Origin of the sequence: Rhodopila globiformis, from assembly GCF_002937115.1 — a bacterium.
Lineage (GTDB): Bacteria > Pseudomonadota > Alphaproteobacteria > Acetobacterales > Acetobacteraceae > Rhodopila > Rhodopila globiformis.
The window spans coordinates 33,248-48,082 of the sequence record NZ_NHRY01000272.1 but is presented as its reverse complement, the minus strand read 5'-3'; the positions used below and the strand labels follow the sequence as shown (position 1 = coordinate 48,082).

General features: G+C 68.9%; 10 protein-coding genes and 1 pseudogene. 6 read left to right on the top strand and 5 right to left on the bottom strand.

The annotated features are described in order from the left end of the window. Positions 1-96 precede the first annotated feature (96 nt). Positions 97-1,722 carry a GMC family oxidoreductase gene (locus CCS01_RS31000; protein ID WP_204848481.1) on the bottom strand — a complete coding sequence of 542 codons (1,626 nt, stop codon included), beginning with the start codon at positions 1,720-1,722 and terminating at the stop codon, positions 97-99. A 58-nt stretch (positions 1,723-1,780) separates the two neighbouring features. Further along, a complete protein-coding gene (locus CCS01_RS30995; protein WP_104522909.1) occupies positions 1,781-3,409 on the bottom strand; it encodes a GMC family oxidoreductase in 1,629 nt (542 codons plus the stop codon). A 402-nt stretch (positions 3,410-3,811) separates the two neighbouring features. Here CCS01_RS30995 and CCS01_RS30990 point away from each other — a divergent pair, with 402 nt between their 5' ends. Next, entirely contained in the window at positions 3,812-4,267 is a 456-nt protein-coding gene (locus tag CCS01_RS30990; protein WP_104522907.1) for a MaoC family dehydratase, read from the top strand. Positions 4,268-4,313: 46 nt separating this feature from the next. On the opposite strand, the gene CCS01_RS30985 is transcribed toward CCS01_RS30990, so the two are convergent. Both CCS01_RS30985 and dksA read right to left on the bottom strand, forming a co-directional pair. Then, positions 4,314-5,135 (bottom strand): alpha/beta hydrolase, encoded by an 822-nt coding sequence (locus CCS01_RS30985; RefSeq protein ID WP_104522905.1) that lies wholly within the window; start codon positions 5,133-5,135, stop codon positions 4,314-4,316. Positions 5,136-5,452: 317 nt separating this feature from the next. Further along, positions 5,453-5,866, bottom strand: a complete 414-nt coding sequence (gene dksA, locus CCS01_RS30980) for an RNA polymerase-binding protein DksA (RefSeq protein WP_104523035.1) — start codon at positions 5,864-5,866, stop codon at positions 5,453-5,455. Between the two features lie 349 nt (positions 5,867-6,215). Here dksA and CCS01_RS30975 point away from each other — a divergent pair, with 349 nt between their 5' ends. Genes CCS01_RS30975 through CCS01_RS30965 form a run of 3 tightly spaced genes read left to right on the top strand, consistent with a single transcriptional unit; the run spans position 6,216 to position 8,016 of the window. Then, complete coding sequence (locus tag CCS01_RS30975) at positions 6,216-7,313, top strand: flagellar basal body P-ring protein FlgI (protein WP_104522903.1); 1,098 nt, start codon at positions 6,216-6,218, stop codon at positions 7,311-7,313. Then, positions 7,313-7,639: a rod-binding protein gene (locus CCS01_RS30970; RefSeq protein WP_104522901.1), complete on the top strand. Its 327-nt coding sequence runs from the start codon at positions 7,313-7,315 to the stop codon at positions 7,637-7,639. The genes CCS01_RS30975 and CCS01_RS30970 overlap by 1 nt, the downstream gene beginning before the upstream one ends. Next, entirely contained in the window at positions 7,636-8,016 is a 381-nt protein-coding gene (locus CCS01_RS30965) for a hypothetical protein (RefSeq protein ID WP_104522899.1), read from the top strand. The genes CCS01_RS30970 and CCS01_RS30965 overlap by 4 nt, the downstream gene beginning before the upstream one ends. Positions 8,017-8,186: 170 nt before the next feature. On the opposite strand, the gene CCS01_RS30960 is transcribed toward CCS01_RS30965, so the two are convergent. Continuing rightward, positions 8,187-11,381, bottom strand: a complete 3,195-nt coding sequence (locus CCS01_RS30960) for a DUF3971 domain-containing protein (protein WP_146102057.1) — start codon at positions 11,379-11,381, stop codon at positions 8,187-8,189. A gap of 18 nt (positions 11,382-11,399) precedes the next feature. Here CCS01_RS30960 and CCS01_RS30955 point away from each other — a divergent pair, with 18 nt between their 5' ends. After that, entirely contained in the window at positions 11,400-14,360 is a 2,961-nt protein-coding gene (locus tag CCS01_RS30955; RefSeq protein ID WP_104522895.1) for a bifunctional [glutamine synthetase] adenylyltransferase/[glutamine synthetase]-adenylyl-L-tyrosine phosphorylase, read from the top strand. Continuing rightward, positions 14,357-14,785: pseudogene (locus CCS01_RS35580) on the top strand (peroxiredoxin); the annotation flags it as partial. The gene CCS01_RS30955 and the pseudogene CCS01_RS35580, both read left to right, overlap by 4 nt. Between the last annotated feature and the right edge of the window lie 50 nt (positions 14,786-14,835).

The following is a 14,835-nucleotide window of genomic DNA, read 5'->3' as shown; positions in this document are numbered from 1 at the left end:
GTGCCGCGGCGGGAATGGAACCGCGGATGAACGCAGATGTCGTCCCGGTTCCGCGGCACCGCCCGGTAACGGCCGCCGATCGGCACGGCCGGCGCGTCATGCCGCCGCTCGCGCGTCCTCCTGGATCATGTCCGCCGCCTTCTCCGCGATCATGATCGTTGGGGCGTTGGTGTTGCCCGCGATGATCACCGGCATGATCGACGCGTCCACCACCCGCAGACCCGCCATCCCATGCACCCGCAGGCGCGGATCGACCACCGCCATCGGGCCGCTTCCCATCCCGCAGGTGCCGACGGGATGCAGGTTGGAGACGCCGCGCTGGCGGATGTCGGCGGCGATTTCATCGTCCGTCCGCACCGCGACCCCCGGCGCCGTCTCCGCCACCATCAGCATCTGCAAGGCGTGCTGTAGGGCGATGCTGCGGGCGATGCGCACGCCGGCGATCATCACCTGCATGTCCCGCTCGCTGCGCAGGAAGTTGAACCGGATCTCCGGCGGCGCCAGCGGGTCCTTGCCGCGCAGGCGGACGGTGCCGCGGCCCTCCGGCGCCAGATGCACCGGGCTGATCGAAATCCCCGGGAACGGATGCGAGACGATCCCCGCCGCGGTGCGGTCGATCGTGCTCCAGGCCGAGATGTTGAACTGCAGGTCCGGCCGATCCAGACGCTTGTCGCTGCGCACCAGCGCGCCGACATACATGCCGTTGCCGGACATCGGGCCGGAGCGGAACAGCGCATACCGCGCGCCGGACACCATCCGGTGCGCGACGCTGTAGTGCAGCGCGTTCAGCGACAGGTTCCGGGAAATCCGATAGGTGCAGTAGGTGTTGAAATGGTCCTGCAGGTTGGACCCGACCCCCGGCATGTCACGCACGACGCCGATACCCATGTCGGTCAGGTGCTGCGCCGGGCCGACGCCTGACAGTTGCAGCAACTGCGGCGAGCCATAAACGCCGCCGGAGACGATCACCTCGCGGCCCGCGCGCGCCACTTCCAGGGCGTTCGGCGTCCGGAACTCGACCGCGACCGCGCGGCTGCCTTCGAACAGCACGCGTGTGGCATGGGCGTGGGTGCGGATCACCAGGTTCGGGCGTTGCCGCGCCATCCGCAGGTAGGCGGCCGCGGTGCTCCAGCGGCGCCGGTCCTTCGTTGTCGTCTGGTAATAGCCACAGCCTTCCTGCCGCGCGCCGTTGAAGTCGGGATTGAACGGGATGCCCGCCTGCTGGCAGGCTTCCAGCAGGATCTTCGCGATCTCCCACTCGTACGGCTGGTTCGAGACCCGCAGCGGCCCGCCGGCGCCGTGATAGCGGTCCTCGCCGCGTTCGTTGTCCTCGGCCTTGCGGAAATACGGCAGCACGGATTCGTAATCCCAACCTTCGTTGCCGAGCTGCCGCCACTGGTCGTAGTCGGCTGCATGGCCGCGCATGTAGATCATGCCGTTGATCGAGCTTGTGCCGCCCAGCACCTTGCCGCGCGGCTGGTACATCACGCGGTTGTTCAGAGCCGCCTCGGGCTCGCTGTCGAATTTCCAGTTCACCCGCGGATCGACAAAGGTCTTCGCGTAGCCCATCGGGACATGGATCCACGGACTGGAGTCCGGCCCGCCGGCTTCCAGCAGCAGCACCCGGTGGCGGCCGGATTCGCTCAGCCGCGCGGCCAGCACGCAGCCGGCCGAGCCGGCGCCGGTGATGATGAAATCATACGTACCCGCCTCAGCCGCCACCGATCCTGCCCCCCTGCCGTCCGGCCGCAGGATCGCCCCGGCGGACGGCCTTGGCAAATCAGGCGGCCATGGACGGCGCGGCCGCCTGCGCATCCTCCAGGATCATCGCCGCGGCCTTTTCGCCGATCATGATCGTCGGGGCGTTGGTGTTGCCGCCGACGGCCACCGGCATGACCGAGGCATCCGCCACCCGCAGCGCCCCGACTCCATGCACGCGCAGGCGGGGATCGACGACGGTGTTCGGCCCCGTCCCCATCGCGCAGGAACTCGTCGGATGCTGGTTGGACACGCCGGTCCGCCGCACGTAGTCCAGCAGCTCTTCATCGCCGGCCAGGGCCGAGCCGGGGAAGATTTCCTCCACGACATAGGGCCGCAGCGCCGGCTGCTCGGCGATCCGCCGCACCAGCCGCAGGCCGAACAGCGCCGCGCGGATGTCGTACTCGGTGCGCAGGTAGTCGAACAGCACCGCCGGCCAGGCGAACGCATCGGCGCTCTTCAGCCGCACCGTGCCGCGCCCCTCGGGCCGCAGATGCACCGGGGTCAGCGTGAACCCAGGGAACGGATGCGGGATCACCGCATCGCGGCTGCGCTCCTGCGTGCTCCATTCGAACAGGTTGACCTGGATGTCCGGCCGCTCCAGCCGTGGGTCGGAGCGGGTGAACAGCCCGGCGGTGATGCCGTTGCCCGCCATCGGGCCGGAGCGGAACAGGACGTAGCGCAGCCCGGCACTGATCCGCCGGAACGCGCTGTAATGCAGGTCGTTCAGCGTGATCGGCTTGCTGCACTTCCAGCTCGCCGCGGTGTTGAAATGGTCGTGCAGGTTCGACCCGACGGCCGGCATGTCGCGCAGCACGGGAATGCCCATGTCCTGCAGGTGCTGCGCCGGCCCCAGCCCAGACAGCATCAGCAACTGCGGCGAGCCATAGGTCCCGCCGGAGACGATCACCTCCCGCCCCGCCCGGCTGACCTGACGCCCGGCCCGGGTCTGGTACTCGACGCCGATGGCGCGGCCCTGCTCGATCAGCACGCGGGTGGCGTGCGCGCCGGTGCGGATCACCAGGTTCGGCGGCGGGTTCGACAGGTAGGCTTTCGCCGCGCTCCACCGCCGCCGGTTGCTGGTGGTGGTCTGGTAGTAGCCGCAGCCTTCCTGCTGGGCACCGTTGAAATCCGGGTTCGCCGGGATGCCGGCCTGCACGCAGGCATCCAGCACGGCGCGCGACAACTCGCCCTTTTCCGCCTGGTCGGAGACCTGCAACGGCCCGCCGGTGCCGTGGAATTCATCGCCGCCGCGCGCCTGGTTCTCCGCCTTGCGGAAGTACGGCAGCACCGAGTCCCAGTCCCAGCCGGCACAGCCGCGCTGCCGCCACTCGTCATAGTCGCCGTGGTGGCCGCGGATGTAGATCATGCCGTTGATCGAGCTTGATCCGCCCAGCGTCTTGCCGCGCGGCAGGTACAGGCGGCGGTTGGCCATCTGCGGCTGCGGCTCGGTCTCGAACTTCCAGTTCACCCGCGGGTCGACATAGGTCTTGCCGTAGCCCAGCGGGATGTGGATCCACGGGTTGCGGTCGGGTGGCCCGGCCTCCAGCAGCAGCACGCGATGGCGGCCGGATTCGGCCAGCCGCCCTGCGACGGCACAGCCGGCCGAGCCGGCGCCGGTCACGATGAAGTCATAGGTTTCCTGTTGCATGATCCTCCCTCGAGCAGGCCAGCGCCGCCGTTGGCAATCGGCGGTCGGGTAAAGCAGGCTCCGCGCCAGTGTGGTCGCGATGGCGGGACGGGCCAAGCCTGGGCGGCCGGCGGAGCCAGGTCTCCTCCCTCACCGTCATGGCCGGGCGTGTCCCGGCCATCTGCGCTGCAACGGTTGGCGGGGGGTGGATGGCCGGGACACGCCCGGCCATGACGGAGAGAGAACGGCTGCGGCGCCAAGTCCTTCTCCAACCGTCGCCCTATCCTGATAGCCATGGCGACACGCCCAGCCATGACGATGGAGGAACGTGCCCGGCCAGGGGCACGCACCCCCGGGAACGATGCTATACCTGCCGCGCCGGCCCTCGACCCGGACCCGCCGGCAAGCCGAAGGAGCCCAACCATGCTCGAAGTCGAACGCCCCGCCGACATGAAAGCCTATGAGGGCAAGGACATCGGCACCTCGCACTGGGTGCTGGTCGACCAGGCCATGATCAACGCCTTCGCCGACGCCACCGGCGACCACCAATGGATCCATGTCGACGTCGAGCGGGCCAAGGCCCACATGCCGGGCGGCAGGACCATCGCTCACGGCTATCTGACCCTGTCGCTGCTGCCGCGCCTGGGCGATGCGATCTACCGCATCCGCAAGACCTCGCGTGCCATCAACTACGGCACCAACAAGGTGCGCTTCACCACGCCCGTCCCGTCCGGCTCACGCGTACGGCTGCACTATCACCTGAAGTCGGTGGAGGACATCAAGGGCGGCGTCCGCATGACGTTCGACAGCACGGTGGAACTGGAGGGCAGCGACAAGCCGGCGCTGGCTGCCGAGGCGCTGTTCCTGGCGTTCGACTGATCGCCATCCACGACCCCGCACGGAGGCCGCGCCGCGGGACGGGCCGCTAGGCTCCCGCCTGCCAGTACTGCCTGACGAACGCGCGCGCGGCTTCCAGCGCACCGGCTTCGGCCATGTCATCGTGCCCGGCATCGGGTACCCACCAGAGCTGCTTGGGCTCGTTGGCCGCGGCGAAGACGGCCCGTCCCATGGCCGTAGGGACGATCTCGTCCCGCCCGCCGGTCATCACCATTACCGGCGCATGCACCTTGCCAATACGGCCAATGAGGTCGAAACGGTCCCGCAGCAGCAAGCCGGTTGGGACCAACGGAAAATACGCCCGCGCGACAGCGGCGACGCTGGTAAAGGGCGCTTCCAGCAGCACGCCGCCGACATCCATCTCCGTAGCCAGCCTGACCGCCAGTGCCGTGCCGAGCGATTCAGCCCACAGCAGAATGCGCCACCCCGGCACGCCCATGCCGCGCAGCGCCGCATGGGCAGCACGCGCATCCTCGGCCAGGCCGGCCTCGGATGGTCTGCCCGGGTTGCCGCCATAACCTCGGTATTCCGGCAGCAGGACGCCCCAGCCAAAGCTGTTCAGGCGGGCCATGCGCAGGGCGCGGTAGCCGATGTTGCCGGCGTTGCCGTGCAGGTACAGCACCACGGGCCGGGTGGCGCCGGCAGGCGATGCCATCCAGGCCAGCAGGTCCAGGCCGTCCGCCGTGCGGATCGTGAGGGCACGCGCACCAGGCACCCCGGCGGCCGAGGGCTCCGGACGGCGCGTATCCGGAAAATACAGCAACCGCCGCTGCGTCAGCGCCATGGCCGCAACGATCGTGGCGTAGGGAATGACGGCCAGCAGGACGATCAGGATCAGTGCGGTTTTCATGCCGCACAGCAATACCGGTTATTCCGGATGAATGAACGGTTGTCCAGGCAGGTGAATATCCAGTGGCGGTTGCGTGTCGGGGCCGTGTCGAAGGATGCCTTCGCGCCCGATACGATCGCCTCGTTGCACGGTCTTCATGATCGCCTGGTCCGACCAGGCAGGCGGAGGGCATCGCCATCATCCATGCCTGTGGAAGGCCAGGATCATCAGGCTGGCTGGGCCGCCAGGCCCGGCCGCGGGCGACCACTATGGCGTCGCCCGGTTGAACTGACCCGGACGGCAAGCGCAGCCACCAGGCCGCGCCGCCATCCGGCTGGTCAGTCGTCGCGGTGGACCCGCTCCATCCGCTCGTGCCGTTCCTGCGCCTCGATCGACATCGTCGCGATCGGCCGGGCCTCCAGCCGCTTGATGCCAATCGGTTCGTCGGTCTCCTCGCAATAGCCGTATGTCCCGACTTCGATCCTGACCAATGCCTGGTCGATCTTCGAAATCAGCTTCCGGGCGCGGTCGCGGGTGCGAAGCTCCAGCGCGCGATCGGTTTCAACACTGGCACGATCAGTGATGTCGGCTTCGTGAATGCCACCCTGCGACAGGCTGGCCAAGGTGCCATCGGCTTCCCGCAGCAGCTCCGTCCGCCAGCGCAGCAACTTCTGGCGGAAATATTCGAGCTGGACGGGATTCATGAAATCCTCGTCCTCGCTGGGTCGATAATCAGGCGGCAAAAACACCATCATGCGCACTTCTTCCTGGTTATCCTTCCGCCCGGAATCCTTCGGCTGGACGACCGACGGCGAGCGCGCGGCCCGTTCCGGGTGGTGAACGCGCGGCCTTATAGCCGCCAGATTACAGCGCGCCAAGAGCACGCGCGAAAACGTCAGATCGCTGCAATGAAACTCCCGCGACACGCACCGTCGGTCCCGGCATTTCATGCCGATCGGCAATAGATGCCCGGGGCATGGGGCGGGCTGAGTCGCAGAATACCTGGGTTTGTGGCTGGCACGAAGGTTGCTACCAACGGTTGCGAGCCTTGTCTGCCGCTTGACAGGGTATGTCCGGCTCCAGGATGGGAGCTTACGCAAAATGCGCCTGGCGATCAGTCTCTGCCTGCTTCTGTGGCTCTGCCTCATGGCCGTGGCGCAGGCCGACGTGCGGATCAAGGACATCGCCGATGTCGAGGGCGTGCGCGAGAACCAGCTCATCGGCTACGGCCTCGTGGTCGGCCTCAAGGGCACCGGCGACAACCTGATCGACAACATTTTCACCAAGGAGTCGCTGATCGGCATGCTGGAGCGGCTGGGCGTCAATACGCGCGACCAGGCCGCGATGATGATGACCAAGGACGTTGCCGCCGTCATGGTCACGGCCGAGTTGCCGGCCTTCGCGCGCAGCGGCAGCCGTATTGACGTCGCCGTCTCCGCGCTCGGCGACGCCAAGGACCTGACCGGCGGCACGCTGCTGGTCACCCCGCTGCTCGCCGCCGACGGCGAGGTCTATGCCGTCGCGCAGGGCGCCCTGTCCACCGGCGCCATCAGCGCCCGCGGGGCCGGCGCCTCGGTCACCCGCGGCGTGCCGACCGCGGGGCGCATCAGCAACGGCGGGACGGTCGAGAAGGAGGTGTCGTTCCAGATCGACAAGGCCCACGGCCTGTGGCTGGGGCTGCGCAACCCGGACCTGACGACCGCGACGCGCATCAGCGCCGCGATCAACCGGGCGCTCGGGCCGATCGCCAGGGTGACCGATCCGCGCACCGTGCAGCTTGACCTGTCGGATCGCGATGCGATGCAAACGCTGTCGACGATCGAGAACCTGCGCGTCGTGCCGGACAATCCGGCCGTCGTGGTGATCGACGAGGCCAGCGGCACTATCGTCATGGGCGACAACGTGCGCATCAGCACCGTCGCCATCGCGCAGGGCAACCTGACGATCCGGATCACCGAATCGCCCCAGGTCAGCCAGCCGAATCCCCTCACCGGCGGCGTGACGACGGTGACGCCGGGCACCTCGATCCAGATTGACGACCAGCACGACCGGAAGCTTGGCATCCTGCATTCCGGCGTGACCCTGCGCGACCTTGTCGCCGGGCTGAACGCACTGGGCGTGGGACCGCGCGACCTGATCAGCATCCTGGAAACGATCAAGGCGGCCGGCGCGCTCCAGGCGGATCTCGAGGTGCGCTGATGAGCAAGGTGTCGCTGCCGTCCCTGCCGCAGATCCCGTCTTCGTCCCCGGCCACGCCCGCGCGGCTGGGGGCGCAGGCCACCCCGGCCCAGATCGCCAAGGCCGCCCGGGATTTCGAGGCGATGGCGATCGGCCAGTTGCTGCAGCCGATGTTCGATACCGTGGACACGGCTCACGGCCTGTTCGGCGGCGGCGCCGGCGAGGCGGCGTGGCGGCCGATGCTGGTGCAGGAGATCGCCCGGCAGATCGAGGCGAACGGCGGCCTCGGGCTGGCGAAGCCGATCTATGACGCGATGCTGCGCATGCAGGAGAACCAGAAGAAATGAACAATCCGGCCCTGGACGCCGCCAGCCGCGTCGCCGAGGTGCTGGCGCAGGAGAACGCGGCGCTGCAGCGGATGGACCTGCCGGTGGCCGTCGCCCTGGTGCCGGCCAAGGAAGCGGCGCTGGCGGACCTGGCCCGGGCGGCGCCGCTGCCGGCAAGCGCGCTGTCGCCCGCGGTGCTGGCGCTCGGGCGGCGCCTGGCCGATCTGGCCGAGGAGAACCGGGTCCTGCTGGAACGCGCCATCGGCGTGCAGGCCCGCATCGTCCAGATGATCGCCCGCGCCGCCACGCCAACCCGGGACACCGCGCATTACCGGCACCCGGCCGATCGGCGGGCGCCGTATCGCGGTTTGGCGATCGCCGTGTCCAGGCGGGTGTAGGCTGTCCACAGCGCTCCGCCCGGAATGGAAGCGCCTGGGTCCATTGCCTCTCCGTCATGGCCGGGCGCGGCGAACCGCTCCGTCGTCATGGCGGGAAGAGGCAGCCTGCCTCGCTCCACGCTATCTTAACGCCTATGGGCCTGCGCCCACCATGACGTCGAGGCGCTGTCCTACCGCGACGGCGCCGCCTGCCCGCCCGGCCCGTTGCCGTCGAAGATGCCGAAGATCTCCCGCGTGAACCCCGGCGTCAGCGCACTGACCGGATTGACCGAGATCGTCGCGTCGTCGATCGGCCCGTCCACGCTGAACCGCGCCGCGAACAGCCCGCCGCCTTCCTCCGGGCTGAACAGCTTGCCGACCAGCGGTATCTTCCCCAATATTGCGTTAAAGAAATAAGCTGGCACGATGGTGCCGGTCAGCGAGGCACGCCCGGACGGCAAGGCGATCGTCCCCGTCGCGGTCAGCCCGAGCGACGCATTGTATGCCCGCGCCTGGCCGATGCTCAAACCGGAGGCATCATACCGGAACGGCACCGTGATGCGGGTGAAACCCATGCCCGGCCCGCGCAAGGCGTCGACCAGGCCATAGAGCGTGATCGCCTGCAGCAGCTTCCCCAACACCGGCGAGTTCTTCACCGTGGCGTCGCTGATCACCATCGTTCCCGCCAGCGGACGAAAGCCGATCGGCCGTTCGAAGGTGGCATGGAGCGTCAGCTGGCCGGACTGCATGGTGCCGACGGCGTCCAGGCCGCGCAGCAGGCTGCCGGCATCCTTGCTGGTGACATGCAGGCGCCGCTTGCCGCCTTGCGGCTCGATCCTGGCGGTAAATCCGGCCCCCGTGCCGATCCCGCCGACGGCATCCAGGGACCGGATCGTCGTGCCGTCGCCGCCGGCCTTGACCAGCAGGTCGGTGGCGCGCTCCCCATGCGCCAGCAGGACGCGGTCGAAGTGGCCGTCCAGCGTCCAGGCCGGCGTCGTCGGCCCGTCGCGGCTCGGGGCCCGGGTGGGCGCAGCGCCGGACTTCTGGGTCAGCTTCGGCGCCAGGTCGATCTGCGCGCCGCGCACCGCGATCGCCATGGGGGTGTTGGCCGCGAAGTGGATCGCCGCGCGCGCGTCAGTCTGGCCCAGCCTGATCCGGTCCAGCAGCAGGGACCGCATGTGCCCGTCGGTGAACTCGCCCGAGCCGGACAGCAGCACGCCATCGCCCTGCACCGCGATCCGGTCGATCCGGCTGAGCCGATCATGCAGCAGTTGCAGCGAGACGGTCGCCGCGGCGGTGGCGCCGGGCGGTTTCGACCAGGCCAGCGCATCGACGGCCAGCGCCGCCTGGGTCAGGTCGCTCTCCAGCAGCACCGAGCCCTTGCCGTTGCGCCGCTCCGCCAGCGTCGCGGTCAGCGGGATCGGCCCTGTCACCACACCCGTCACATCCAGGCCCATGGCACTCAGTTGGGAGGCGTCCGCCGGTCCGGTGGCGACGATCTTCTGCACCACCTGGTCGGGCGGGCCGTCGTTGAAATCCATGCTGCCGGTCACGGCCAGCGGGATCGCCGCCAGGGTGCCACGGCCTTTCAGGGTCAGGCCGTCCTTGGTGACGTCCAGGTCGAACGCGCCGTCATCCAGGCTGCGGCCATACACCAGGTCCAGCAGGCGAGCCCGTTTCACATGCGCGTCCGCATGGATGGCGACATCGTCCAGCGTCAGGTTGGCGTTCAGCGGGAACTGGAACGTCAGCGTCGCGGTGACGTCGCCACCCGTCGTCTTCAGCCCGATCGGGTGCGTGGACAGCAGGTGCAGCCGCGGCTCCTTCAGCAAGGCCCAGGTGGCGTTCAGCGAGCCCTCGACGCCTGTGCTGATGTCGGCGAACTGGTCCTTGGCGGCCAGGCCGGTGATGTGCATCCGCCCATCCTTCAGCAGCAGGTCGCCGCTGCGGGTGCGCTGATGGCCGGACGGCACCAGGATGTCCAGCGTGTCGGGATCGACCAGGTGCAGGTGCACCTCGGTCTGCTCCACCGGCGGGATGTTGTCGATCCAGGTGAAGGTGGCGCCGGTCCCGTCCAGGTCGCCGGTCGCCTTGGTCAGCACCACGTCGCGCAGGCCATGGTCGGCCTCGACGACCACATCCATGAAGCCGTGCCGCACCAGTCCCGCCGTCACATTCTGGGTGACCCAGCCTCGCGAGGACCTGGCGATCCCTTCCGGCCACAGCCGCGGCAGATCGGCGATGTCGATCTGGTCCACCGTCGCCGTCACCGAGGCCATCAGCCGATCAGCCGCATGCACGAGGGTGCCGCCGAGATCGAGGGTTTCCGGCGGGTCCTGCGGCTGGCGCGCAAGGTTGAAGTGTGCCTTGCGGATGGTCAGGGAATCGGGCGTCCCGGTGACTTCGACCACCCCGTCCAGCACGGGGAACGTGCCCTTGCCGACCGGAATGGCGCCGGTGCCCAGAAGCACCGTCGCCTTGCCCTGCCGCAGGGCGAAGCTGCGGTCGAAATCCAGCGTGCTCGTCAGCGACACCGGCGCGGTCACGGCCAGCGCCGGCGGCAGCGCGGCGATGCCGGCCAGCCGGACCGGTGACAGGGCGGCATCCACCCGGGTGTCGCCGCCAGGGACAAAATCCATGTGCGCGGTCATGTCGGCGTGCTGATCCCCGGCACTCAGCGGCGCATCCAGGGTGCCGGTGACGTGCCCGGTCCGCTCGCGCAGCAGGTCGAGGTTCAGCCGAGCCGAGGTCAGGATCAGGCCGGTCTTCTGGTCGGTGACCGTCACCTCGGTGTCGTGGAGATGCACCCGGTGGATCTGGTCGAGCAGCCCGCGGCTGCGGGCGTGATCCGTGCTGGCCGGCCGCGCAAGCTGGTCACGCAGGGCGCGGAAATCCGGCGGCTCGCCCGCGGCGCCCTGGCCGCCCGCCAGGCTGCCGCCGAAGCCGATGCTGCCGTCGGCGCCGCGGGTGACGGCGATGTGGGCCCGGTCCACCTCGATGGCGCGCGGCACGAAGCGGCCCATGATCAGCGCGGCGACCGAGAAGGTCAGGTGCGCCTGTGGCGCCGAGGCGATCCGCTTGCCCATCGGGTCGGTGATGACGACGTCGGCGATGCGCAGGTCGAGCGGGTAATCCACCCCCTTGTCGAATCCCTCCCAGGCCAGCATCACGCTCTTGAACGACACCCGCACGGGCGACGTTTCGTCGCTGAGGATTGCCTTCGCCCGGTTGGACAGCCAGACAAGCTCGATCGGTCCCTGCGACAGGCGCCAGGCTGCGCCCGCCAGGAGCATGGTGCAGACGACCACGAGCCCGGTGGCCGCGACCAGAAAGCGATGCACGACCTTGGAGGTATGGTGAATGACCCGTCCTGTCGTCCGGATCACCACGGGATTCGATAAGCGATGAACGCCCCCCCTTTCTCCCTGCCGGTCATCTGGCCCGCTCCCTTCGACACTGCCGCCGCCGATCGGCTGGTGGACCAGTTCCAGGCCGTCGGCCAGGCCGAGGCGGAACTGCTGAATGCGCCCGGCGTACGGCTGATGCTCCGGTGCCTGGGCGGCAATAGCCCATACCTTAGCGGGTTGGCAGTGCGGGAGTATGAAACTGTCCATGATCTGGTGACGGACGGCCCGCAGGTTGCGTTCGCCCGGATCCTCTCCCGGCTTGCCGAGATGTCCCCCGCGATCAAGCGCCCCGACCTGGCCGCCGCGTTGCGCCAGGCCAAGCGGTCCGCCGCGCTGATTGCCGCGGCCGCGGATGTCGGCGGCCTGTGGCCACTGGAAACCGTGACCGGCGCACTGTCGGACCTGGCCGAATCGACCTTGCGGCTGGCCGTCAGGCACTTGCTCCGCACCGCCCACGACGCGCGGGAGATCCGGCTGCAGGACCCCGGCCGGCCGGAGGTCAACTGCGGCTTCGTCGCGCTGGCCATGGGCAAGCTGGGCGCGGGGGAGCTGAACTACTCCTCGGATATCGACCTGATCCTGATCTACGACGCCACCGCCCCGGTGTTCGCCGCCGGCAGCGTGGCCGACAGCATCGGCTCGTTCACCTCCCGGATGGCGCGCAACCTGATCACGCTGATGGAGGCGCGGGACGGCAACGGCTACGTGTTCCGCACTGACCTGCGGCTGCGGCCGGACCCCGCGGCGACGCCGCCGGCCGTCTCCTTGCACGCCGCACTGGTTTACTATGAGAGCATGGGGCAGAACTGGGAACGGGCGGCGATGATCAAGGCCCGCCCGATTGCCGGCGACATCGCGCTGGGCCAACGGTTCCTGGAGGCGATCCGCCCGTTCGTCTGGCGGCGCGGCCTGGACTTCGCCGCGGTCGCCGACATCCATGCCATGAAGCGGCGGATCGACGCCCGCCGCAACACCGCCCTGGGGCAGGCGGAGGACCCGGTGGCGCGAATCGCCGGGCACAACGTCAAGCTGGGCGAGGGCGGCATCCGGGAGATCGAGTTCCTGGTGCAGACCTTGCAAATGGTGTGGGGCGGCCGCGACCCGACGCTGCGCACAAGGCCGACATTGCAGACGATGCGACGGCTGGTGGAGACCGGGCACCTGACCGAGCCGGCACGCCTGCAGCTTGAGGACTCCTACCGCTTCCTGCGCCAGGTCGAGCACCGCATCCAGATGGTCAACGACCGCCAGACCCACGACCTGCCGCAGCTTCCCGCCGAAATCGGCCGCATCGCCTGCTTCATGGGCTACCCGGACGCAGCCGCGTTCGCCACGCGCTTCCTGGCGCATGTTGACGTTGTCCGCTCCAACTACCACGCCGTGTTCGAGCACGTGCCGGACCTGCCCGGGGCGGAGGCGGTCGGGCCGGAACTGGATTTTCGCGGCGACGACCCCGATCCGCCGGCGACGGTCGAGGCGCTGAAGGGGCTCGGCTACACCGACACGCGGCGGATCGTCAGCGCGGTGCGCGGCTGGGTCACCGGCCGGGTGCGTGCGCTGCGGTCCGACCGGGCGCGGGACCTGATGACGACGATGGTGCCGTCGATCCTGGTGGCGCTGGGCCGCCAACCGCATCCGGACGAGGCGTTCAACCGGTTCGATCGGCTGGTGTGCGCCCTGCCCGCCGGCGTGCAGCCGATGTCGCTGTTCCAGCACAATCCGCCGCTGCTGGAGCGGGTCGCCGCGGTGCTGGGCGCGGCGCCGATGCTGTCGGAGCACATGGCGCGCTACCCGAGCGCCCTGGAGGGCCTGCTGTCGGAGCAGGATATCGGCGACTCCGCACGGATGCTGCGCACCAGGCTGGCCGGGACGACAAGGCTGGACGACGCCATCCAGGTGGTCCGCCGCGCGGTGAAGGAGCGCGACTTCCTGCTGTCGGTCGCGACGCTGGAAGGGCGCCTGGACGTCGATGAAGCCGGCCGGCAGCGCAGCGCCCTGGCGGAAGCGGCGTTGTCGGTGATGGTGCCGCGGGTGCTGGCGGATTTCTCCACGCGCTACGGTCGCGTTCCTGGCGGGGCGTTGGCGGTCGTCGCCATGGGCAAGGCCGGCGGGCGGGAGATGATGGCTGGTTCCGACCTGGACCTGATGTTCATCTACGACCATCCGCCGGAGGTGACGGAAAGCCAGGGCGCGCGTAGCCTGCCAGCCAGCCAGTGGTTCGTGCGCGCGGTGCAGGCCTGCATCGCCGCCCTGACCGCACCCGGGGCGGAGGGGCAGATGTATGCGCTCGACATGCGCCTGCGTCCGTCCGGCAACAAGGGCCCGATTGCCGTGTCGCTGGAAGGGTTCAAAAAGTACCATCTGTGGGACGCATGGACCTGGGAGCGCATGGCGCTGACCCGTGCCCGCGTGGTCGCCGGTCCCTCCACCATGCGCGCGCGGGTCCGCCAGGCGATCGACGAGGCGATCCGGCGCGGCCAGGAGCCGGAGAAGATCCGCGAGAACGCCACCACCATGCGCAACCGCATGGCGCGCGACCTGCGGCCGCATGGGGTGTGGGACGTCAAGCTGCGTCCCGGCGGGCTGATCGACATCGAGTTCATCGCCCAGGTCCTGCAACTGGTGCGCGTCCAAAGCGATCCCGGCTTCCGCACCAGCCAGACGACGCACGTTGCGCTGAAGCGGTTGAGCGTCGCGGGCATGCTGGACAAGCCGGACGCCGATCGGCTGATCCAGGCGGAGCGCCTGTGGCGGACGATCCAGGGGATGCTGCGCATGACCGTGGGAAAGGTGGAGGCCGAGACCTTGCCCTCGACCTCGGCTGCGCTGCTGCTGCGCGCGGCGGGGGAGGCAGGTGTGATGGCGGCGAATGCCGAAGACCTGTTGCGCCAGTCGAATACGATCGCGCACCATGTCCGGGCGATTTTCGAACAGCATGTGGGGAAGGTCAGCGTATGAGTCTCGCGGAAGGGGAAGCGGCTCCGGATTTCATCATGCCGGCGAGCGGCGGGCGCACCGTCAGCCTGGCGGACATGAAGGGCAGGCCGTTCATTCTGTATTTCTATCCGAAGGCCGACACGCCCGGCTGCACCAAGGAGGCGTGCGCCTTCCAGGAGGCCTTGCCGCAGTTGCAGGCGATCGGCCTCGACGTCATCGGCGTGTCGCCGGACAAGATGAGGCCGATCGAGAAGTTCGCGGAGAAGTTTGGGTTGGCGTTTCCGTTGGCCTCGGACCTGGATCACGCGGTGGCCGAGCGGTACGGCACGTGGGTGGAAAAGTCGATGTACGGCCGTAACTACATGGGTATGGAACGCAGCACGTTCCTGGTCGATGCGGCCGGCACGGTGGTGAAGGTCTGGCGCAAGGTCAGTGTCACGGGCCATGACGATGGGGGAACGCTCTCGGCCGTGAGGCAAGCACTTGATTTTACGGT